The organism is uncultured Thiocystis sp. (assembly GCF_903866365.1).
GTDB lineage: Bacteria > Pseudomonadota > Gammaproteobacteria > Chromatiales > Chromatiaceae > Chromatium.
Map to the genome: position 1 here is coordinate 1 of NZ_CAIPNF010000460.1, position 21,825 is coordinate 21,825.

Here is a 21,825-nt window from a genome sequence, read left to right on the forward strand (position 1 = left end):
TCATTGAGGAGCTGGCGGCCTTTTTATGGTCGTCTTCGGCATGCAATAGAAGATTCAGATTAACCGATTTTTGTCATGCGTTGAATGGTTATAATGGGCATGATAGGGTTTCATCTGTTCTCATGCTCAGCGGCTCGTGACCCTGAACTCGATACCCACCATCACAGGAGCTTGAGTTGACCGCCGAACACTGGGCCTCCGTTGATGAAGTTGCGAACCACCTCGGCGTGGCCAAGGACTCCGTCTACCGTTGGATCGAGCAAAAGGATCTGCCAGCTCATCGCATGGGCCGCCTCTGGAAATTCAAGATTTCCGAGGTCGATGCGTGGGTGTGTCAAGGTAGAGCGGCGGCTGATCCAGCTCCCACAACCAACACCCGGAAAGCAACAGAACATCCACGAACTGGAAGTTCAGAATGAGTCAGCGGGTTCCAGTTGCTCACGCACAGGCTCGACTCCGCTTCCTCGTCGGAGCCCTTGGCGAGCGTCTCGGCTGGTGGTCAAGCCGGTTTACCGACGAGATCGGACTGCGGCGTCTGGCGATCCCCTTCCCGCGCACCGCACTCCGCGCCGCGCTGGAGTCAGTCACCATTGCCGCCCGGCGGGACCATGACGAAAAGTTGAGTCCTGCCACCGTCCATCTGTTTCGTCTGCCGACTGCCCAAGAAGACAGTCTCGCGCATCATCTCGCCCAAGGCGCTGAACTGGCCCCGCCACCCGCAACGCTGGACGAGATTCTCGCCGCGCTGGACGAGCTTGGTCCTCCGGATGGCTCCACGGTCCCGGTTGGTCCCTGTTCCCTGGGACGCGATCAGCGGCTTCGCGAGGAAGCCGCCGTGGCCGACCTGGCGCGGATCTACGCGGGCGCCGCGCGTTTGGGACAGCGGGTCGTTCCCTATTTCGAGGTTGCGGGATGACCGAAGCGCGCGAGAGCCGCCCGCCATACACGGCAAGATCGATCAAGGCCACAGCGCTACTCGATGAATCCAAGGCGCTGCTGCGCGCCTGGACACCCGGTGAGTCGAGCGCCAGTCTGCTGCGTCGTGCGCGAGAGGAATCGCTTCTGGGCAAAGCGACCGCCAGTCGCAGCGATGACGTGGTGGCGAACGCCTTCGTCAAACGCTTTCTTTCCGGCACGCAACCGGCGGCCCCTCGCCTGAAATCACTCCTGGAAGCGAAGGGGGTGGGGCGCTGGTTTACGGACCTCAGCCTCCTTTACGCGGCACGCGCCGATATCGTGCTCCGGGAGGCCATCACCCTCTACGCCGCCGAGCGGCGTGCCTCGGGCCGCTGCTACCTGGATACACCAAGCTTCGTTGGTTTCATCGAGGAACAGCAGACGGCGGGGCGCATGCAGCGTCCCTGGTCCAGCAGTGTCAAGGAAGGTGTCGCCCAGCATGTGCTGCGACAGATGACCGACTTCGGCCTGGCCGGCCCAAGCCGGCGTGGGATCCGTGAGCTTCTACCGTTCGAGCCGACGGGTCTGGCGGTGGCCTGGCTCGCCTACGACCTGCACTTCCATGACTTGCCCGACTCCCGAGTCCTGATGCATCCGGATTGGGGGCTCTGGACGCTCGACCAGGCGCGCGTCCGTGAGCGCCTGGCCTGGCTGGCACGCCCTGGGCTCTGGGAGATCCAGGCCGCTGGCGCCGTCGTCCAGATCACCTGGGCCTGTTCAACCATGGAGGAGGTGCTCGATGTCCTCGCTCGAAACGAACTTTCTTGAGCTTCGGTCGCAGCTCGGATCGGTGAACCGATTGACCCCTACCCATGCGGACCCTTTCTTCCACTTCGTTCACCGGTCGCACGACACGCATGAGCTGATGCGGTCACTTCCCCGTTGGCGCGCCCGACTCGCGGAAGATGGATGGCGCGTGCAGATCCGCTCGCTTGCCGATCTGATGTGGAGCGTCATCGATACCTCGGGGCGCTGGGAGAACTGGCTCGAAGCGGAGCCCGATTCGTCCGCTGGCGAGGTCATCGGGGCCGTCCGCGACGCCTTGCAGACCAAGCAGGGTAGCGCCCGCACCGGGCTTGCTTCCGCCATCCTGGACCTCGTCTCATCTCCGGAACAGGGCCGGCTCCTGCTGCTCACCGATGCGGCTCTACTGCACCCCTTCTTTCGCGTCAGGGCCATCGAATCGCTGGTCCAGGATCGGGTCGTCAGTCCGACCGTGCTCTTCTACCCCGGCGAACGGGCCGGTCAATTCGGTCTGCGCTTTCTCGGCTTCTACGCCGAGGATCCCAACTACCGCTCGAACATCATCGGAGAGCGGACATGAAGACCATTCGCGCGCTGTTTTCCGACCAGCGCCCCATCGATCGTCCGATCGAGAAGGTCATCGACTACACGGCCGACGACCCCCAGCGACTCGCGCGTGAAATCGACGAATACGTGGTCACCGAGCGGCTCGAGGACGCCTTTCGTCGGTTCATCGAGGTCTATGAGGCGGGCGTCCGTCGGGGAGATGTGACCGAGGTTGGCGTGTGGAATTCCGGTTTCTATGGTTCCGGCAAGAGCTCCTTTACCAAATATCTCGGCTTTGCGCTGGATCCGGAGCGCCGCGTGGGTGAGCTCGCGTTCCTCGACCGGTTGGTTTCCCATTTCCATGCGGTAGATCTCCAGCAACTCTACCGCACGGCGGCGACCCACTTCCCGGCCGCGGTCGTCATGCTGGACCTGGCGCGCGACCAGCTCGTGGAGAGTACGGCGGTCCCCATCACCAACGTCCTCTATGCCAAGGTGCTGCAGCGCATCGGCTACTCCAAGGTGCCGAAACTGGCCGATATCGAGGTGCGGCTCGACGAGCAGGGCCGGCTCGATGACTACCGCGCGGCCTATCGGGATCGTTTTCCCGGCAAGGGCGAGTGGGAGGATGTCCACGACGACCCGCTGATCGGTCCCGCGCGCGGGGCGCAGCTCGTCCCCGCCTTTCTGAGCGACGATTTCCCGACCCCGGAGAGCTTCCGTCAGCAGCATTATCAGGAGCGGATGCAGGTCTCGGAACTGGCGGAGCGGATGATCCGGCTCGTGCGGCGCAAGACCGGGCGCGAGCAGATCATCTTCCTGATCGATGAGGTGGGCCAGTACGTCGCCCCACGCACCGATCTCATGCTCAACCTCGATGGGCTGGTCCGCAGCCTCAAGGAGGTCGGCCGTGGCAAGGTGTGGCTCATCGCCACCGCGCAGCAGACCCTCAACGAAATCGTCGAGAAGGCGCTCCTGAACTCGGCCGAGCTGTACCGTCTGCGCGACCGTTTCCCGATCTCCATCGAGCTGGACGCGGCCGACATCAAGGAAATCACCCAGAAACGCCTCCTGACCAAGCGCGCGGAAGCGGACCGCCTGCTGCGGGAACTCTTTCGCGCCGAGGGCGAGGTGCTCAAGCTACAGACGCGGGTCGAGGGCTTCGGCACCCATGGCCGGTCCCCGCTCGATGCCGACACCTTCGCCGCCCTCTACCCCTTTCTCCCACTGCACTTCGATCTGGTCATGGCGCTCATCCGCCGGCTCGCCCGTCGCACCGGTGGCACCGGTCTGCGCTCCGCGATCCGCGTCGTCCAGGATCTCCTGATCGACGCCTCCAGGGCGCTTCCGGCGGGGATCACGCCGATCGCTGATCGGCCCGTCAAACACCTGGCCTGCGCGGATGACATCTTCGACACCCTGCGAGCCGACATTGATAAGGAGCTGCCCCATGTGGTGGAGGGCGTTGCCCGCGTCGAGCGGCATCCCCTCTTCGGCCAGGATCCGCTGGCGGTGCGCGTTGCCAAGGCGATCGCCGCGCTCCAACCGCTGGACGAGTTCCCGCGCACCGCCGAAAACCTCGCGGCCGTGTTCTATCATGCGGTGGGGGAGACCTCGCTCATGGACCCGGTGCGGGTTGTGCTGCAGAAGCTGGTCGAGACCCGCGAACTGGGGATCGTCGAGCTCAAGGGCGAGCCGGACACCGACCAGGCCGGCGCGGCGGGCTATCTCTTCCTGAGCGACAAGGTCCGCCCACTGCAACAGATACGCGATGCCCATCGCCCGACCGGCCCCGAGAAACGCCAGCTCCAGGTCGAACTGCTGCGACTCGTCTTCGATCCCCAGCCCGAGACCCGGCTAGAGAACGTGAAATCGATCCCCGCCGGCCTGTCGCTCAACGGTGTCCTGGTCGTCGGAGAGGGGGCCGATATCCGGTTCCTGCTCGAACCGGTGACGAGCGCGTCCTGGGACCGCCGCCTCGAAGAACTGCGCAACGAGACCCGTGCCCGCGCCGACTGGCAGTCGGTCATCCTCTGGCTGGCGACACTGCCGCCGGACCTCGACGAACTGCTCGAAGAAGCCTGCCGTTCCGCGCACCTCGCACGCACCACCTCCGAACACGACGCCGACCGCGATGTCGCCCAGTACGTGCGCGCCGAACGGCGCCGTCTGGAACGGCTGCGCGAAGCGGCCCGCGCGCGTCTGGCGACGGCGCTGCATGCCGGCACCTTCGTCTTTCGTGGCCTGGCGCGCCCGGTACGGGAGTACGACCCCGACGCACTCATTGCCGCCTGCAACGCCATGCTCCACCGGGCGGCCCCCGAGGTCTTTCCCGAGTTCCGCCATGCGCCCCATGCGGCCAAGACCAACCAGGCGTCGCGCTTCCTGGAGTGGGAGCGACTCGATCGGATGCCTCCCGACCGGGATCCACTCAAACTGATCGAGACCCGTGCCGGCCAGCCACGGGTGAAGACAGCCGATCCGCCGCTGTCCGTGGCCCTCCAGTCCTTCCGGGAGAAGGTCGATGCCGCCGGCACCGGCCGACTGCAAGGTGTCTTCGTCCAGGATTTCTTTGCCGAGCCGCCCTACGGCTGGTCGAAGGACACCACGCGTTATCTCTTCGCCGCCCTGCTGGCGGCCGGCGAGATCGAGGTCCACACGCCGAGCGGGATCCTGCGCACCCCCGGCCCCGGCGCCGAGGAAGCCTTCCGCAATACTGCCGCCTTCAACCGCGTCGGACTGGCGCTGCGTGGCTCGAAGCCGCCCATCGAGGCACTCGACCGGGCGGCGCGCGTGCTGGAAGGACTCTTCGGGGTCGAGGTGCTGCCACTGGAGGATCATATCAGCCGCGCCGTGCGCGCCGAGGTTCCTCCGCTGATGGAAAAGGTCGGCTCGTTGCCCGACCGCCTGCGCTTGCTCGGACTCCCAGGGGAGGACCGCGCCCGCGCCGTGCTCCAGGATTGCACCGACCTGCTCCAGGAGGACGCGGGCGGCGCGGCCAGCATCCTGGGGACGCCCGACAACGATCTCCCAGCCGATGTGCGCTGGGTGCGCGCGGCCATCGAGGGTCTGGATGGTGCCGGCGAAGGCACGGTGCGCCGCGCGGCGGCGCTGCGGCACGAGCTGGCCGAACTGTGGGAGCTGTTTCCTGACCTGACCGACCTCGCCGATCCGGATCATCTGCGCACCATCGCGGAGGTTCTCGCCGCCGAGAGTTTCCCGGATCGCATGGCGGACCTGCGGGCCGCCCTGCTCGCACTCGAACAGGGCGCCCGCGCGACCTATGCGGAGCGCAAACGCCAGTATGCGACCGAGGTCCGCTCGGCCCAGTCCGCGCTGGAGGGAATGGCGGAGTGGGGCGCGCTCGACGCGGACGATCGCGACGCCATCGCGCGGCGTCTCGACCCCGATGATCTGCCCGCCGAGCCCTCCGCCGACCGACTCGCCTTCGACCTGCGTCGGCTCCTCACCCGCGCGGCGCGACTGGCCGCCACCCTCGACGACTGCCAAGGGGAGGTCCGCCGACGCCTGCCGGTCGACTGGCCCGATGACGAGGATGAGGCCGACACCGACGGCGCGGCCAGGGTCCAGGTGGTCACCATCCGCAACCTGATGCCGGCCGTCACGCTCGACAACGCGGAAGCGGTCGAGCGATGGATCCACGACCTCCAGCGCCGGCTGGTGGCGCTGGTCGAACTGGGGCCGGTGCGACTGGTGGACCGGGAGGGCGACTGAGCATGCCGCTCTCCGCGCCCGAACGCCAGACCCTGACCGCGGCCGTCGACCGCTGTCGCGCGCTGCTGGAGGCCGACGCCCGCGATCAGCTCGAACGCATCCATGGCTTCTCACGCGACGGCGCGCCCAGGGCGCTCACGGGGCTGCCCCTGTCATCGCTCGAACGGGGCGTCGCCGAGGCGCTGCGCGAATGGCATCGCCATCTGGCGGGCCTGGTGCCGGGAACGCCCGCCGAGCGCGACCGGGCCGCCCTGCGCCGCATGGCCGAGGAGACCGCCTTCACCCTGCTGCATCGTCTCGCCGCCATCCGCATGGCCGAGGAACGTGGCGTGCTCAGGCCCTGTCTGCGCGACGGACTCGACTCCGACGGGTTCCAGGTGTTCCGGCAGTTCGCGGGCGGCGCGCTGGGGCGCGATGAGGAGACCTACCGCGTCTTCCTGGAACGGGTCTTCGACGAGATCGGCGAGGATCTGCCGACACTCTTCGATCGGCGCGAACCGCGCTCCCTGCTCTTTCCGCTCGCCGGTTGTCTGGAGCCGGTGGTGAGCGCGCTGACCGTGCCGAGGCTCGCCCGCGCCTGGCGGGACGACGAGACCATCGGCTGGGTCTACCAGGACTTCCATTCGGCCGAGGAACGCCGCGAGATCCGCCGGGGCAATGATGTGCCGCGCGACAGCATCGATCTCGCGATCCGCAACCAGCTTTTCACACCCCGCTGGATCGTCGAGTTCCTGACCGACAACACGCTCGGCCGACTCTGGGTCGAGATGACCGACGGCGCGAGCGGGATCGCCGAGCACTGCGCCTATCTGCTGCGCACCGGGGTGACCGCCAAGGTCGCGCCGAAAGACCCGCGTGAGCTGCGCATCCTGGATCCCGCCTGCGGCAGCGGTCACTTTCTGCTCTATGCCTTCGACCTGCTGGAACGCATCTACCGCGAGGCCTGGGAGCGCCGGATCGGGACCAGTCCCGGACGGATACCGCTCTGGGTCGAGTACCCCGAGCGCGAGACCTTTGAGCGCGAAATCCCGGTCCTGATCCTCCGCGACAACCTCTTTGGTGTCGATATCGATCCACGCCCACTGCAGGTCGCCGCGCTGGCACTCTGGCTGCGCGCCCAGCGCGCCTGGCAGGCGATCCCCAGCGCACAGCGCCCGCGCATCGGGCGGATGAATCTGGTGTGCGCCGAGCCCATGCCCGGCGACCGGGGGCAGGTCGATGCCTTCGCCGCCACCCTGACGCCGCCCGAACTGGGTGACCTGCTGCGCGCGGTCTGTTCCGCCATGCGTTCGGTGGGCGAGACCGGGCTGCTGCTGCGCATCGACGAGCACATCAGTGCCATCGTCCGCGAGGCGCGCGCACGCTGGGACGGGGACGGCGATTCCGCCGCGCCGAGCCAGGCGGATCTCTTCGAGCCGGCGCCGAACTGGTCCGGCCGCCGGCATGATCTCAGCGGTCTGGCCAGGGACGAGGCCGCGCGCTTCTGGTCCGGGGCCGAGGATCGCCTGGTCCAGGCACTCGCCGACTATGCCGCCCAGGCCGGCGATCAGGAGCGGATGCTGCGGCGGCTCTTCGCCGAGGATGCCGAGCGGGGATTGGCCTTCATCGATCTCGCGCGCGCCCGCTATGACGTGGTGCTGATGAATCCGCCCTTCGGTCAGCCGGCGGAAGGCACCAAGGAGGCGCTCGACCAGGATTACCCGGCCTGCGGCCACGAGATCTATGCCATGTTCTTTCAGCGAGCACTGGAGCTGCTGGAGCCGCATGGTCGGGTGGGGGCGATTACGAATCGGACTTGGCTGGCTCTCAAGTGGCTGCGCGGGTTGCGCGAGACCATATTCGGAAAGCAAGGGGCGGTGACGTTGGGTGCTGACCTTGGCTCTTTTGTCCTGGAAGCAATGGTTGAGACCTGTGCCGTGATTGTGGATCGCTGCGCCGGTCCTGACACAGTCGCAACTTGGGTACGCCTACTCAAGACCAAACGGAAAGACGCCGTGCTCTACGATGCGATGCAAGCGGTCGCCGAGGGCCGGGAACATCCCTATGTCTTCACTTCCACTTCCCATCGATTTCGGCAACTCCCCGAGGGCGTTTATGCCTACTGGATGTCGGATGCGCTACTGGAGCGGTATGCGAAATCGCCCGCCATTCGAACGGCGATAGGCGAGGCTAAACAGGGTACCGCCACCGCCAGCGACTTCCGTTTTCTACGGCTTGCTTGGGAAGTCGATCCAGCGAATATGGATCTCGACGCCAAGTGGCCTCGTTTCGCCAAGGGTGGTGAGTACCGACCTTTTTGGGATGACATTCACCTTTTGCTGAACTGGGAAAACGATGGCTCAGAAGTGAAGGCACTGGGTCGTGGAAGACCACAAAACATGCAGTATTTCGGTCGTCGCGGCGTCACATGGCCAAACCGAACGACCAAGGCGTTTGGACCACGCGCCTTCCCCGCAGCATGTTCATTTGGGCACATGGGACCGACGGCCTTTCCGAATCATTCGACTGATGCAAGCCTGCTGCTCGCTATCCTCACGAGTTCCCCTGCCCGCCTATTACTCATGGTGCGCCTTGCGGCGGGAGACGAACGACCGGGCTCCGCTGCGAAGCACTATGAGGTGGGCATGGTCAATCCGCTTCCGTGGCCGAAGCCGACTGACGAGCAATCCATTCGTCTTGGCAATCTTGCTAACAACGCCGTGGCACTGGTTCGCGCGGATCAAATCGAAACCGACGAAACGGGCGAAACCTGCGCCGCCTTCGCCCTCCCGCCTGTCCTGCTGACCGGCCGCGACCTTCCACTCGCCCAGGCCGCCCGCCTTCGCGTCCAGGCCCGCGAAGACCGCTTCGCCCAGCTTGCCGACATCACCGCCGAGATCGATACCCTCGTCGCCGACGCCTATGGTTTCACCGAGCGCGACCGCCAGCTCATGGACGAGGAACTGGAGCCCGCCGTCGCCGGTTTCCCGGAGCCGGAGATCGACCCGGACCCGGAACTCTTCCGCACCGCCTATCTCACCAAACAGGCGCTCCCCGGTGACCAACTGCCGGGCGGACTCGATGCCGAGGTCGATGTGCGGGTCGAGCATCGCCGGGGCCGCCAGACCAAGTCACTGCGCGACGAGGAGACCCTGTGCCGTCTCTTCGCCCTGCCGCCGCGCCGCCTGGCCGCGATCCGGCGTCGCCTGGACCTGCTGCGCGAGAGCGATTTGCGCCGCTGCGCCGCCGATATCGTCAGTTGGGCGGTGGGCGTCGCCTTCGGGCGCTGGGATCTGCGGCTGCTGGATCACCCCGAGTGGATCCCGGACTGGCCGGACCCCTTCGGTCCGCTGCCGCGCTGTCCACTGGGTCAGCTCGTCGCGGCTGACGGCCTGCCGGCCACGCCGGACCACCTCACCGCCGAGCCCTGGCTCGCCGCCCGCACCGACGCCACCGCACTGCCAGCGATCGAGCGCGACCCGGACGGCACACCCTGGCTACTCGACGCCGGGGGCGTCCGACTCGGCCCGGCCGAGATCGGCGCGAACGCCTATCCACTCGACCTGGCCTGGGACGGTCTGCTGCAGGACGATGCCCACGACGACGGCGCGCCGGCGCGCCATCCCGAGGATCTCTATCGCCGCCTGAGCCAGGTGCTGGAGCGGGTCTATGGCGACGCGCACGCCGAGCGCGAGGCCGAGCTGGCGCACGCCCTGGGTGTCGAGTCACTGGTGACCTGGCTGCGCCGTCCCGACGGGTTCTTCGCCGATCATCTCGGGCGTTATTCCAAGAGCCGCCGCCAGGCGCCGATCTACTGGCCGCTCGCCACCGCCTCCGGTGGATTCACGCTCTGGCTCTATTACCCGCGTCTCTCCGGGGCGATGCTGGCCGCCTGCATCAATCGGCTGCGCGACAACGCATCGGCCCTGCAACGCGAGGAGTCGCGTCTGCTGGCCGCCCGTCGGGCCGGCGCCCTCACGGCCGAGGAACAGACCCGGCTCGACCGGATCCGCCTGGAGATCGACGAGCGCGCCGAGCTGCGCGAGACGCTGCACGGGTTGGTCAATCAGGGGCTGCAACCGCATCTGGACGACGGGGCGGTGGTCAACGCGGCCCCGCTGGCGCGCTGGTTCCGTCATCGCGGCTGGCGCGCGGCGGCCGGGACGATCTGGACCGAGATCCAGGACGGCGGACACGACTGGTCGCATCTGGCGCTCTGGCTGCGCCGGGATGCCGTACTGGAGCGCTGCAAGACCGAGCAGGATCTCGCCATCGCGCATGACCGCCTGGATCTCTACGATCCACCGCCGGCAGCGCCCCGACGCCGCGGCCGCCAGCGCGGCGTCAACGTACAACTGGCGTTGACGGATAGCGCCGGAGGCGACGATGGCTGAGCGGGTGCGCGTCACCGTCGAGGAACTGCGTCTGAAGAACTTCCGCGCCTTCGAGAACGCGCGGCTGTCCTTCTCGGATCTCACTTATCTGGTCGGGCGTAACGGGGCGGGCAAATCCAGTCTGCTCGATGCTATCGCGCTGTTGCAGGAGGCCGTGAGCGATAGCCTGGAGAACGCACTAGACCGTCGCGGCGGTCTGCATAATGTCTCCCGGATGGGGGCACTCCAGAGCGATCGCTCGGGGTTCGGATTGGCGCTTGTCCTCTCGGTCGAGTTGCCAGGACGTGAGTCTGTCCGCTTCATCTACGGCTTTGATCTAATCGGAGTGGGAAGCCGGCCTTACCAAGTCAAGGAGCGCCTCGCGGGTTCGACACAAGCCGGTTTCGAGCGGATCGCGGATGATTTCAATGCACCAGGGCGCAAGTTGGATGCCTCGCCGCCCGAGGGAAACCTCGTGCTCCCGCTCGTCGCGCGCTCGGACTCTCTGTGGACGCATCTCCTCGACGCGGTTCGCGGCCTGCGGGCCTATGAGCTGTCACCGGCGCAGATGGCGGAGGCACGCGAGATCGGCGAGCGCACGACCCTGTTGCGCAACGGCGCCAATGCCGGCGATGTCCTCAAGGCGCTCCCCGAAGGGAGTCAATTCTGGTTGCTGGAACGGTTGGCGCTGATCACGGAGGGGATCACCTGGGTTCAGGGTGATGCGATCCTGGGTCGGCGCGTGCTGCGCTTCCGTCAGCAGCAGGGCGAGATGGTCAATACGCTGGATGCAAGCAATGTGTCTCAAGGAACGCTCCGCAGTCTGGGCGTCTTGCTTGCGCTCTGCCAGCAACCCGAGCCCTCGCTGGTCCTGATCGACGAGATCGAGAACTCGCTGCACCCGAGCGCGCTTGGCGTCCTGCTCGATGCCGCCCTGGCGCGCTGCGACCGCATGCGCGTCGTTCTGACCTCACATTCGCCCGAGGTCTTGAACCATCCCTCGGTCACCGGCGAGCGGATCCGGGTGATCGAGTGGCACGATGGAATCAGTCGGATCTTCTGTCTCAATCCCGCGACCCAAACGGCCGTCAACGAGATCGATACCGTTGGCTGGATGCTCAGCTCGAACGCACTCTGGACCGGGCCGACGCCGGAGACCTTCGGCGATGACCTCTTCGCGCTCACTGGTGCGGAGGGATGAGAAAGCGGGTGATCGTGCCGATCGTCGAGGGGTATGGAGAGGAACGGGCGGTGCCTTTGCTGATCCGCCGTTGGCTGGCGCATCGGAATCTGGCCGCCTGCTTCGAGGTTCCCGAGCTGGCGGTCAATACCAAGGGATCGGGGAGACTGAAGGGCCAATTCGATCCAATCCGACACATCGGCATCGAGCATTATGTCAGGGCGGCTCTTGCCCGGCAGCCCGACGCGATTCTGGTCCTGCTGGATGCCGACGACGAATGCCTGAGCCGACCCAAGGGCAAGGGATTGGGGCCGGCCCTCCTGGAACGGGCGCGTGCGGTTGCCCCGCATGTCCCGCTTGCCGTCGTCGTCGCCAATCGTGAGTACGAGGCCTGGTTTCTGGCGAGTCTCGCCAGTCTGCGCGTCAAGAACCTGCTGTCCCAAGCGCGGTTGCCGGAGTCTCTGGCTCCGGAAGCGCCGAGGAACTGCAAGGGTTTGATCGAGCAGCTCATGGGCTGTCGCTATGAAGAGCGAGTCCACCAGCTCAAGCTGACCAGCGGTCTGACCTTTTCACCTCGCGCCACCTTTCGATCACCGTCCTACGGAAAGCTCCTCCGCGACCTGGAGCGATTGACGCATGAGGCACGGCACAGGAGGCCAGCATGAATGTCAGCCAACACGTCGACGCACTGATCGTTGACCGTCTCCGGGAACGGCGGGTGCTCGTCTGGTACGACCCGGATCGGGTCTTCCACGCCCTCTTCGAGGCGTTCGACCACCAGCCGCTGGTCAAGGTAGACGCCTCGCTGTCCATGCTGCATGCGCGCCGCGCCGCCGATCAGGCCTGGCGCGCGCTGTTCGGCGTTGATGCCAGCGGTCCACCACAGTCCTCCCTGCTGATCTACCTGCCGGCGGAACGCGGGACCACCGAGGAGTCCCGCCGCGCGGATCTCTTCGAGCCCTTTGCGCTGAGCGGCACGAGCTTCGGCGACGCCGAATCGGAGCGCCTGCCATCCATAGCCCGGCAGGTTCTGGCGGGCCGTGAAGCGGATGTCGATCGCCTGTTTGCCTCGGGGGTTCCGACCATTCCGCAACTCGATGCGCTGGCCGAGGGAACGCGTTATCCGCTGCTGCGGGAGGCGCTCGGGACCGAGGTTCCCGGTCGGGTCGCGATACGATTGCTGTGCGGTTCGGTGGACGCACTCGCTCATCTTGAGTCCGCTCCAGGGTTGTTGGCTGAGCTGCGGCGTCTGCTCGCCGACAGTTACGGTTTCGATCAGGATGTGGCGATCCCCTTTGGCGTTCTGGGTTCCGCGCTGGCTCAGTGGCTGCTCTTCAGTGAGTTCGTCTTCGATCTGCCGGGTGCCTCACCGGCGACCGTGACGCATGTTCCCCATGCCGATGCGCGCTTCCGGCGCCCCATCGAGGATCTGTGTCACGATCTGCGAACCTCGTCCGAGCATCGCGATCGCTATCGCGAGCTCGCCGCGGAGGTGGAACGCCGCCTGGGTCTCTCGGGACTGGGAGACACGGCCGATGCCTGTGGCGACCGTGATACCTTTCCCTTCGCGGACCGCGCGGCGCTCCGACGCCTTCAGCAAGGTGCGCTGACGGGTGAACTGGGCGCGGCGCGTGGCTTGATCCAGGTGCGCCGGTCCTCGGTCTGGCGCTCCCAACCGGAGTGCGATCAGCTTTGGCGTCTGGCGGAGCGTTGCCTGGATCTTTTGGAGGCCGGCGTGGCCTGGGAAACCCGGCGCGTGGGGGCGGACCGTCCAGTCACCGACCATGTGCGAGCCTATTGCGCGGAAGGGGACGGTCTCTGGCGTCTGGATCAGGCGCAACGGCTCGTCGAACAGGCTGCGTCCCTGTTGGTCGATCGCGATCGTCTCGCCCCGCTGCTGGATCATGTTCGGCAGGCGTATCGCCGCTGGCTGGGGGTCGCGCAGGATCATTTCCTGGAGTCGGTGGCGCGCTCGGGCTGGCCAGCCGATGGATTCGTCCGTCAGACACAGGCCTGGACCCGCTATGCCGCCGGCCCCATCAGCGACGGCAGACGGACGGCCTGGTTTCTGGTCGATGCGCTTCGGTTCGAAATGGGCCGTGAGCTTGCCGACCGACTCCGAGCCGAGGGACATGTGCAGGTGGAGCCTGCCTGCGGTGTCGTTCCGGCCGCGACACCCTTTGGCATGGCGGCCCTGCTGCCCGGTGCCGAGGTCGGTCTTGGGTATGGCGAGCACGACGGTGGCCTGGTGCCGCTGATCGCCGGCAAGCCCGTCGTGACCGCCGAGGACCGGCGCGCCGTCTTTCGCGCGGCCTACGGCGATCGCTTTCGGAGCCTGCGGCTTGGCGAACTGCTCACCGCCAGCACGGCCCAACTGCGCGGGCGTATCGGTGCGGCGGATGTCCTCGCGGTCTTCAGCACCGAGATCGACGACCTCGGCGAGCACAATGATCCGCTCCTGGCGCGCCGGTATATCAGTGAGGTCGTCGCCGACCTTCTGGCCGCTGCCAACCGGCTGACCCAGCTTGGTTTCGAGCGACTGGTGTTCGTGGCCGACCACGGTTTCATGCTGCTCCCGGAGATCTTGCCTGGAGATCGCTGCCCGGAGCCGGCGGGCCATTGGCTGTTGAGCAGCCGCCGTTCGCTGCTCGGAACCCTGGGCGCGCGATCAGACAGGGTGCTGGCCATCGGCGCCGCGACCATGGGGATTCAGGGGCCGGTAGATCAGGTGTGCGTCCCGCGCGGCGTCAAGGTGTTCCGCGCCGGCAGTCCTTATTTTCACGAGGGCCTCTCGCTCCAAGAGTGCGTCGTCCCGATCGTTGTCCTTGACGCGGTGCGGCGGCAACCGGCCGGTGAGGTGGAGGCGCATGTGGACATCCACTATCGCAGCAACCGGTTCACCACCCGAATTTTTTCCGTGCGGGTGAGCTATACGAGCCTGCTGAGTCCAGAGCTGGCCGTCCGAGTCCAGGCGTTTGCGCCTGGAACGACGCGGATCGTGGGCGAGGCGGCGGATTGCGAGGCCAGGGATCCTCATACCGGACTGGTGTTGCTCAAGGCCAACGAGCAGGTCCAGGTTCCCATCGCACTGGAGTCCGATTTCGACGGCGATGCCGTGGACATTCGTGTGATCGACGCCAGCACGCCCGGCCGCTCATTCGCCTCCCTGGTGCTGCGAAACGCGACCCTGGATTAGAGATCGCCCATGGAACTCGACGCCCTTGACCGCAAGCTGAACGATGCCTTTCCAGGAAAGGTGGTTCGCAAGGATCTCCTGCACCAGATCAAGGGCGGCGAGAACGTCCCCTCTTATGTGCTCGAGTATCTGCTCGGACGTTACTGCGCGTCCGACAACGAAGAGGAGGTCCAGCTCGGAATCGAGGCGGTCAAGGAGACCCTGCGCAAGAACTATTTCCGGCAGGATGAGGCCAACAAGGCCAAGGCGCTCGTGGAGCGTCACGGTCACTATCGTTTTATCGACCGTATCGAAGTCCGTTTCATCCCCAGCGAGATGAAATACTGGGCGGCGATGGACAATTTCGGGTTTCAGCGGATCCATATCCCCGACGAGTTTCACCGTCGCTACGACCGTCTCCTGGAAGGTGGCATTTGGGCGATCGTCGATCTGGAGTACCGTCCATCCGAGGAAACCGGCCGGAATGTGAGCCCCTTTCATGTCCGTGACCTGAAACCGATTCAGCTCGCACGGTTCGACTTCGAGGAGTATTGCGAACAGCGCCGGGCCTTCACGACGGACGAGTGGATCAATGTCCTGTTGCGCAGTACCGGCCTGGAGTCGGAACGTTTGGACGACCGGCGCAAACGGCTGTTGCTGACGCGCCTGCTGGCGATGGTCGAGAAGAATTACAACTTCATCGAACTCGGACCCCGCGGAACGGGTAAGTCCTATGCCTACTCCGAGTTCACGCCCTACGCCATCCTGCTGTCAGGTGGCAAGGCGAGTACTGCCAACCTGTTTTATAACAACGCGCGACGACAGGTGGGACTCGTCGGGCATTGGGATGTCGTGGCCTTCGACGAAGTCGGTGGGATGAAGGTCACCGATGCCGATACCATCCAGATCATGAAAGACTACATGGCGAACGGCCGGTTTAGTCGGGGTATCACCCAGGTTCACGCCGATGCCTCGATGGTCTTCATCGGCAACCTGAACCATCCCATCGAGACACTGGTCAGCCAGAGCGCGATGGATCTCTTTCAGCCATTGCCGAAGGAGTTCGATCTCGCACTGATCGACCGCTTCCACTTCTACCTGCCTGGCTGGGAGATCCCGAAGAACTCACAGGCACTGTTGACCGACCACTATGGGTTCGTGACCGATTATCTCGCCGAGGCGCTCAGAACGCTGCGCAAGGAGAACCGTTTTGATGCGCTTGATGGTGAATTCCGTCTCGGCGCGCACGTCGAGGGGCGTGATGCCAACGCGATCCGCCGCACGGTGAGCGGTCTCCTCAAGCTCTTCCACCCCCATGGCGAGTGGACCCGCGACGAACTGCGTGGCTATCTCGAACTGGCGATGGAGGCGCGGCGACGGGTGAAGGAGCAGCTCAAGAAACGCGGCGCTTTCGAATTTTACCGCACCAGTTTTTCCTATATCGACGAGATCGACGGTCGAGAGGTGACGGTCGGCGTCCCCGAACAGGGTAGTCAGGGGATGATCTCTCAGGACGTGCTCGCGCCAGGATCCGCCTACACCGCCACCGTCGATGGTGAGTCGAAGGTGTCTCTGTTGCGCATCGAGGTGACTTTTTCTCCAGGCACCGGCAAGCTGCGCCTCCCATCCGGAATGCCGCGAGGCATCAGGGAGTCATTGAACCGTGCCTGGACTTACCTCCAGTCGATCAAGGATCGTGTCGGGCTCACATCCACCCTTGCCGCCCGGGACTTCGCCGCGGAGATCGTCGATCTCTCCGGAGGTGGCGCGGAGGCAGAATGTGGCGTGGCCTTTTTCGTTGCCATCATGTCCGCGCTTCAGAACCGCAGCGTGGAGGGCGGCACGATCATCCTCGGCGATCTGACTATCCAGGGCAACATCAAGCCTCCAGTGTCGATTATCGAGCCGCTTCAGGTGGCACTCGACAACGGTGCGTTGCGTACATTGGTCCCAGTGGGTAACAAAAAGCAGATCGCGCAACTGCCCGAAGAGGTCGTGGAGAAGCTCGATATTGTTTTCTATGGGGATTTGGATCGAGCCGTGATTAGAAGCCTCGTGGGGTGATGGCTACGGTGCCAGTTAGACATCTTGGTACTGCCCCCATCAGTCGGATGATCTTGCGCTCGCTACAGGCGGCAACGCTCTGACGGTTGGCCTTTGTGCGAAATCCTCTCAGATGGCCATCCTGCGAATGAGGGCACGACCCGACGGCGACGACCGCCCAAGCGAGTGATACTGGAAGCCTATGACGCCATACAGGACGCGATCCGCACCGGCCAGCCGTATCAGACCCGCCTCGACTCACCGCCAGCGGATCCACACTGCTGCATCCGCCGAACCGCGATTGACCCCGGAGACCCTCACCCATGACCCTGGCCGAAACCATTTATCAACATTGAACGATTGAGGTATGCGTCATGCACATCGAAACCGAACTAGACGATATCCACGCCGAGCGTCTGCTCGCACTGCAACGGCGTTTCAATCAACCCTTGCCCAAACTGGTGGCCGACATTCTGAAAAAGGCCCTGGACGAAACCACCCCATCCCCGGAAAGCGAACCTGGCGAGGTTTTGCACATCATGGAAAAACATGGCCTGCTCGGCTGTATGGACGACGATCAGCACCTCTCGGTCGATTACAAACAGCACCTGTGGAAATAACGGATGATCATTGCCGATACCGGCTTTTGGGTGGCCTTGCTCAACCGACGCGACGACTTTCATGACGTCGCCAAGGCCAGCGCGGCGCGAATCGATGAACGATTGGTGACCACCTTGCCGGTCGTCACCGAAGTCTGTCATTTGCTTCAGACACGCGTCGGTCAACACCGATCCGTGCAATTCTTGCAGGCGCACCGGGACAAACTGTTTCAACTCTTCCCGATTCAGGACGCTGAGAGACTGGCGAGGAACTCGCTGAAGAAAAAACAATAACTTACTATCCATCCAAGGGGCTGAAAGGCCGAAATCCCCTCGAAAATCTGAGTCACATTTAGTGACCTGCTTTATATCAAAGACTTAGTTTTTAGGCAGTCTCTGAACTGTTTCGTCTGGCCGAGCTCATGGATCGCTACGCAAACCTACCGATGGATTTCGCCGACGCTTCCCTGGTCATCCTGGCCGAGCACCTTGGGCATGGTCGCATCCTCTCCACCGATCAGCGTGATTTCGCGGCCTATCGCTGGAAAAATCGTCATCCGTTCACCAATCTTCTCGGCTGACGATGGATGCCGCTGGGCGATGAAGCGCCCAAACGGTCGCGCGCCCCGCAATTGCTCGCCTTGGCCCCACAATCTCCAGTCAGGTCGTCAATGAATGCAGTCGTGCGCCATGCACATCAAATCGGTTGACGAGATTTCGCTTTCAGCCTCAAACAGCGGTATCAGCCGATGGCCCTGGGCACGGGTGCAAACACCCGATCCAACTGCGCCCAGAGATCGCGCTTGACGGTCTGGATGCGCATCCGCGGCATCAGGGTCAGCCGTTCGATGGCCTCATCGAAGGTCCAGCGTTGTTTCAGCATGTGCTCGACATCCTGCCCGAAGGTCGCGGCGGGATACTTCGGGAGCGTCACCCAACCGAGGATTCGATGGGCGAAGACCGCGAACAGTTCGAGATCGGCGACCGGACGCTGCCGGAGTTCCAGTGCCCCCAGGTGTGCGTTTTGCCAGATCAGAGTCGGGACGCGCGTGTGCTCCAGGACCGCCTTCGTGATTTTGACGGTCTCGGCCACATCGGGACCGCCAGCAATGACGGAGTTGATAACCACCTGCACGTCCAGATGCTCCAGCACGTGGAACAGATCGTTCTCGACGGCATAGGCCATAAACGGCTGAAAGCCATTGCTCCCGACATCGACAACGATATGGGTCTCCGCTTCCGCCGTCGCAGTGATCTCGACCAGCGTATCGAACGCGCGCGGATTGATGACGTTGTCTTCCGAGAGCTTCAAATACTCGCAGCGAAGCGGCTGATAGCGCATGAGCGTCGGATTGGTGGTGTCGGTATCGATGCAGCGCACGGCGAGGTCTAATTCCTGGAAATATTGCGCCAGGATCGAAGAGACATAGCTCTTTCCAACGCCGCCTTTCGCCTGCAAGGTGATGTATAAATGGGACATGATTGGCCTCCTCTGGAATCCGCCGGCGTGGGCGGCAATGACATGGATCGGAAAACCAGCGTTGAATGATTCAATTAACGAATGTCATCAAGATCCGTTTCTGGATTCAGGACGAAGGTCTTGGGTTTGAATTGATCTGGATGATGCGGGTGAACGAGTGAGCGGGCGTCCGACCGGTGATCCATGGCCGGTGTCGGTCCAGTTGCAACCGGTCGAGCGAGCGCTGGCGTTAGGGCGCGTGGCTGAGCAGATGGCAAGGGCGAAGCCATCTTGGCGCTGACGTCGCGCTTGAGGGCATTCACAGAGCGGTAGAAATGTCGCTCGCTCATGGGCGGATGAAGCCCGAACGCGATGAGGCCACGAAAAATCTGTGAGACAGCGTAGTGTTCCTGGAGGGCATCGACGATCCATTGTTCGTAGGTGGCCATGAATTGACGCACATCGGAACGGTTCGTCGCTTTCGTCTGTCCCAATGTCTTCAGGAATGAAGCCGACAGTTGATCATTCATGATTTGGCCTCCAGGTATCGCGCGTGCCAACGGCATCGACCGTCTTTTCGTGGTGCAGGTCAACGTTTTGCCTGGTCGAGACGGTTGGCAAAACGGTGGCGGAACCGTGTCCAATCGATGTCAACCCTGTCAGATCGTCGTCAACGTCATGTCCAGCGTGTCAGGTGCGCGTCCAAACCCTATCCGTGATGTCAAAACCATGGCAGGCGCTTGTCAGCGTGATGACTCATCGTATTCAAGAAATCGGCGCCTGTCTGGCTGAAACGGTGAATGAATCGAGTAACAGTTTTGCCCGGACAGCCCTCGTGCGGTTGCCTATACTCGCCTCGCGATTCGCGCGTAATCGCCTGCGGATCCCAATTGAATCGCCATGATCAATGGTTTTGCCTGACCGCCGCCCGCGATCAGTAGCGGTTTGCGGCCGGGTGTCGAGTCCAGTGGGGGTTGGTACGCGTTGCCGTCTCCCGGAGGGTCGATTCTCCGAACGGCCGTGTTTGATCAGGCCAGTCGCAGAGGTTTTCGTTGGATGGTTCGGCGGGCATCAACGCCCTGCCGAGGGGGCCTTCACGACGAACCGCTCAGTGCGATCTCGGCCGGGCGGTCTGCTGGCAACGCTGCTACCGGGGGTGGAAAGGCAGGGATCAAACGGCGCGGGGTGGTGCGCTCCCGCGTTTCCACCCCGGCAGTTGGGTGGAAATGGGTGGGGAAAGATCGGCGGGATGAAAATGGGGTCCAAGACGGCTGGGGGAGAAATGGGTGCGACGAACCACGAGGAGGAGGGGGCGATGGCGAGGCACCACGATGCCCCGGCCCGCGAGCAATGGGTCAGGCAGCAGTTCGAGGAGCTGGATACCTTGGTCACCGGCCGCTGCACGGAGATCCTGGCGACCCTGCAGGAGGGGGCGACTGAACTCAAGACCGAGTTCACCGAGGCGATGCTCAAGGAACGCCGCACACGCCATCCCAGCGAGCGTGGCAGTATCGGAGTGCGGGTCAGAACCACTGCGGGCTCCGCGCCCGGCATCTTTCAGATCGAGTGGTATCGCGTCCAGGGCAAGCAACGCACCCACTATCTCAAACGCGGCAAGGACAAAGCGGGCCGGATCAGTCCGCACTACCGTCTCGGCGCCTTCGGTCGCCTCACAGAGTGGGAGAAAGCCCTGATCTTCCACTACGAACCATCATTCGCCGCGCTGCGGACGATTCAAACGCAGATCGGACAGATCCGTCTGCGCTTCGATCTGATCATTCAGACCCTCAACCGGAGCGGCGGATCGGGACCGGATGCCGACCCATTCAATGCTGACGCCGAGTGGGATCGGTGATGGCGGATGGATCGGGAAGGTGGCAGACGCATCGGGGTTACTTCCAACGACGCGGCCATGCTCAATCAACATCCTCTCTGACCGTGAATGACCGATGCGTCGGCTGATCAGGTTCTTTCAGGTCACGACCGTCAGTATGGCACTGACGGTGGCAGCGACCCTCGCCCTGGCTCATCCCGGCCTCGTGGCCATTGACGTGGGGCATACTCGTCATGCCCCCGGTGCCATCAGTGCGCGCGGGGTGGCTGAATTTGAGTTCAATCGCACCTTGGCGAATGCCTTGGATGAGGCATTGGCCAGCGAGCCGGGTCTCCAGCCGGTCATCATCAATGCGCCGGATTTCGCGCTCGGACTCACTGCGCGAGTCGCACGGGCCAAGGCGCTGGGCGCAGTCCTGTTCGTCTCGATTCATCATGACAGCGTGCAACCGAGTTATCTCACCCCGGTGCATCAAGCGGGGCGGATCCATCACGTCTCGCGGTATGCCAGCGGGTATTCGCTCTTCGTCAGTCAGCGGCAAGCCTGCTGCCCGGTGGGGAGTCGGCATCTGGCGGAGCGGCTTGGTGAGGCGCTCCAAGTGGCCGGCTACCAGGCGAGTGGCCATCATGCCGAAGACATCCCTGGAGAACGCCGACGCTGGATCGACCCGGCGCTGGGAATCTACCGCTTTGACGGCTTGGCGGTGCTGCGTCAGGCGGCAATGCCTGCGGTCCTGATCGAGGCGGGTGTCATCGTCCATCCCGAGCAGGAAGTGGAGTTGGCGTCGGCGGCGGGCCAACGGCGGATGGCCCGTGCGCTGGCGGCGGGGATCATCGCCTGGTGGCGCGAGACGCGGGATTGACAGAGGATCCAAAGTGGGGTCAATCCAGATGTTGGTTCAACTCACCGTTGTAGAGCCAACCGGAATAGACCCAACCGTCATGATCATCGTTATCCCATTTCATGTCTTCGTCGGTATCATCTCGCTCTGAACGGTTACACGCGGGCGCATCCCCTGCACGCTTTTCATCTGAGGCCAATCGATGGCCCCTGAATACAAAAAAAAGAATCGCCAAAATCGGTCCCAAAGGACCGGCAACGAATAGGGACAGCATGCAGGCGATCACCTGAGTCACTGTCGGCAGGGGGAGGCGTGGATGTTGTAAAGACATGGTTGTCGTCCTAACGACTGGCGGTGACA

At 64.0% G+C, this 21,825-nt stretch carries 18 protein-coding genes; 15 read left to right on the top strand and 3 right to left on the bottom strand.

What is annotated here, in order from left to right; all coding sequences use genetic code 11:
- The first annotated feature begins 176 nt into the window (after positions 1-176).
- The 13 genes from QZY07_RS25085 to QZY07_RS25145 all read left to right on the top strand — a co-directional run bounded on the left by QZY07_RS25085 (position 177) and on the right by QZY07_RS25145 (position 17,912).
- On the top strand, positions 177-419 hold the full coding sequence (locus QZY07_RS25085; protein ID WP_295408786.1) for a helix-turn-helix domain-containing protein: 243 nt from the start codon (positions 177-179) through the stop codon (positions 417-419).
- On the top strand, positions 416-916 hold the full coding sequence (locus QZY07_RS25090) for a BrxE family protein (protein WP_295408787.1): 501 nt from the start codon (positions 416-418) through the stop codon (positions 914-916). The genes QZY07_RS25085 and QZY07_RS25090 overlap by 4 nt, the downstream gene beginning before the upstream one ends.
- Positions 913-1,725, top strand: coding sequence for a BrxA family protein (locus QZY07_RS25095; RefSeq protein WP_295408788.1), 813 nt, complete (start codon positions 913-915; stop codon positions 1,723-1,725). The genes QZY07_RS25090 and QZY07_RS25095 overlap by 4 nt, the downstream gene beginning before the upstream one ends.
- A gap of 97 nt (positions 1,726-1,822) precedes the next feature.
- Positions 1,823-2,281, top strand: a complete 459-nt coding sequence (locus QZY07_RS25100; protein WP_295408789.1) for a BREX protein BrxB domain-containing protein — start codon at positions 1,823-1,825, stop codon at positions 2,279-2,281.
- Complete coding sequence (gene brxC, locus QZY07_RS25105) at positions 2,278-5,982, top strand: BREX system P-loop protein BrxC (protein ID WP_295408790.1); 3,705 nt, start codon at positions 2,278-2,280, stop codon at positions 5,980-5,982. Before QZY07_RS25100 ends, brxC begins: the two co-directional genes overlap by 4 nt.
- A 2-nt stretch (positions 5,983-5,984) precedes the next feature.
- On the top strand, positions 5,985-10,355 hold the full coding sequence (pglX, locus tag QZY07_RS25110) for a BREX-1 system adenine-specific DNA-methyltransferase PglX (protein ID WP_295408791.1): 4,371 nt from the start codon (positions 5,985-5,987) through the stop codon (positions 10,353-10,355).
- Complete coding sequence (locus QZY07_RS25115) at positions 10,348-11,535, top strand: ATP-binding protein (protein WP_295408792.1); 1,188 nt, start codon at positions 10,348-10,350, stop codon at positions 11,533-11,535. Before pglX ends, QZY07_RS25115 begins: the two co-directional genes overlap by 8 nt.
- Entirely contained in the window at positions 11,532-12,179 is a 648-nt protein-coding gene (locus tag QZY07_RS25120; protein WP_295408793.1) for a DUF4276 family protein, read from the top strand. The genes QZY07_RS25115 and QZY07_RS25120 overlap by 4 nt, the downstream gene beginning before the upstream one ends.
- Positions 12,176-14,710 carry a PglZ domain-containing protein gene (locus tag QZY07_RS25125; RefSeq protein ID WP_295408794.1) on the top strand — a complete coding sequence of 845 codons (2,535 nt, stop codon included), beginning with the start codon at positions 12,176-12,178 and terminating at the stop codon, positions 14,708-14,710. The genes QZY07_RS25120 and QZY07_RS25125 overlap by 4 nt, the downstream gene beginning before the upstream one ends.
- A gap of 9 nt (positions 14,711-14,719) precedes the next feature.
- Entirely contained in the window at positions 14,720-16,753 is a 2,034-nt protein-coding gene (gene brxL / locus QZY07_RS25130) for a protease Lon-related BREX system protein BrxL (protein ID WP_295408796.1), read from the top strand.
- Positions 16,754-17,106: 353 nt separating this feature from the next.
- Positions 17,107-17,352, top strand: a complete 246-nt coding sequence (locus tag QZY07_RS25135; protein ID WP_295408798.1) for a hypothetical protein — start codon at positions 17,107-17,109, stop codon at positions 17,350-17,352.
- Positions 17,353-17,355: 3 nt separating this feature from the next.
- The gene (locus QZY07_RS25140) at positions 17,356-17,625 is read left to right on the top strand and encodes a PIN domain-containing protein (protein WP_295408800.1); all 270 of its coding nucleotides are present in this window, start codon (positions 17,356-17,358) and stop codon (positions 17,623-17,625) included.
- A 128-nt stretch (positions 17,626-17,753) separates the two neighbouring features.
- Entirely contained in the window at positions 17,754-17,912 is a 159-nt protein-coding gene (locus QZY07_RS25145) for a hypothetical protein (protein ID WP_295408802.1), read from the top strand.
- 161 nt (positions 17,913-18,073) lie between these two features.
- Here QZY07_RS25145 and QZY07_RS25150 read toward each other — a convergent pair whose 3' ends face one another.
- Together QZY07_RS25150 and QZY07_RS25155 are read right to left on the bottom strand one after the other, a co-directional pair.
- Positions 18,074-18,811: a conjugal transfer protein TraL gene (locus tag QZY07_RS25150; RefSeq protein WP_295408804.1), complete on the bottom strand. Its 738-nt coding sequence runs from the start codon at positions 18,809-18,811 to the stop codon at positions 18,074-18,076.
- Between the two features lie 74 nt (positions 18,812-18,885).
- Positions 18,886-19,320 (bottom strand): hypothetical protein, encoded by a 435-nt coding sequence (locus QZY07_RS25155; protein ID WP_295408806.1) that lies wholly within the window; start codon positions 19,318-19,320, stop codon positions 18,886-18,888.
- A gap of 785 nt (positions 19,321-20,105) precedes the next feature.
- Between QZY07_RS25155 and mobI the strand changes: the two genes are divergently transcribed.
- Both mobI and QZY07_RS25165 read left to right on the top strand, forming a co-directional pair.
- Positions 20,106-20,645, top strand: coding sequence for a conjugative transfer protein MobI(A/C) (gene mobI, locus QZY07_RS25160; RefSeq protein ID WP_295408808.1), 540 nt, complete (start codon positions 20,106-20,108; stop codon positions 20,643-20,645).
- A gap of 136 nt (positions 20,646-20,781) precedes the next feature.
- Entirely contained in the window at positions 20,782-21,486 is a 705-nt protein-coding gene (locus QZY07_RS25165; RefSeq protein WP_295408810.1) for an N-acetylmuramoyl-L-alanine amidase, read from the top strand.
- Between the two features lie 19 nt (positions 21,487-21,505).
- Here QZY07_RS25165 and QZY07_RS25170 read toward each other — a convergent pair.
- Positions 21,506-21,825: hypothetical protein (locus QZY07_RS25170; RefSeq protein WP_295408812.1), on the bottom strand; the 320-nt coding region annotated here is incomplete at its 5' end.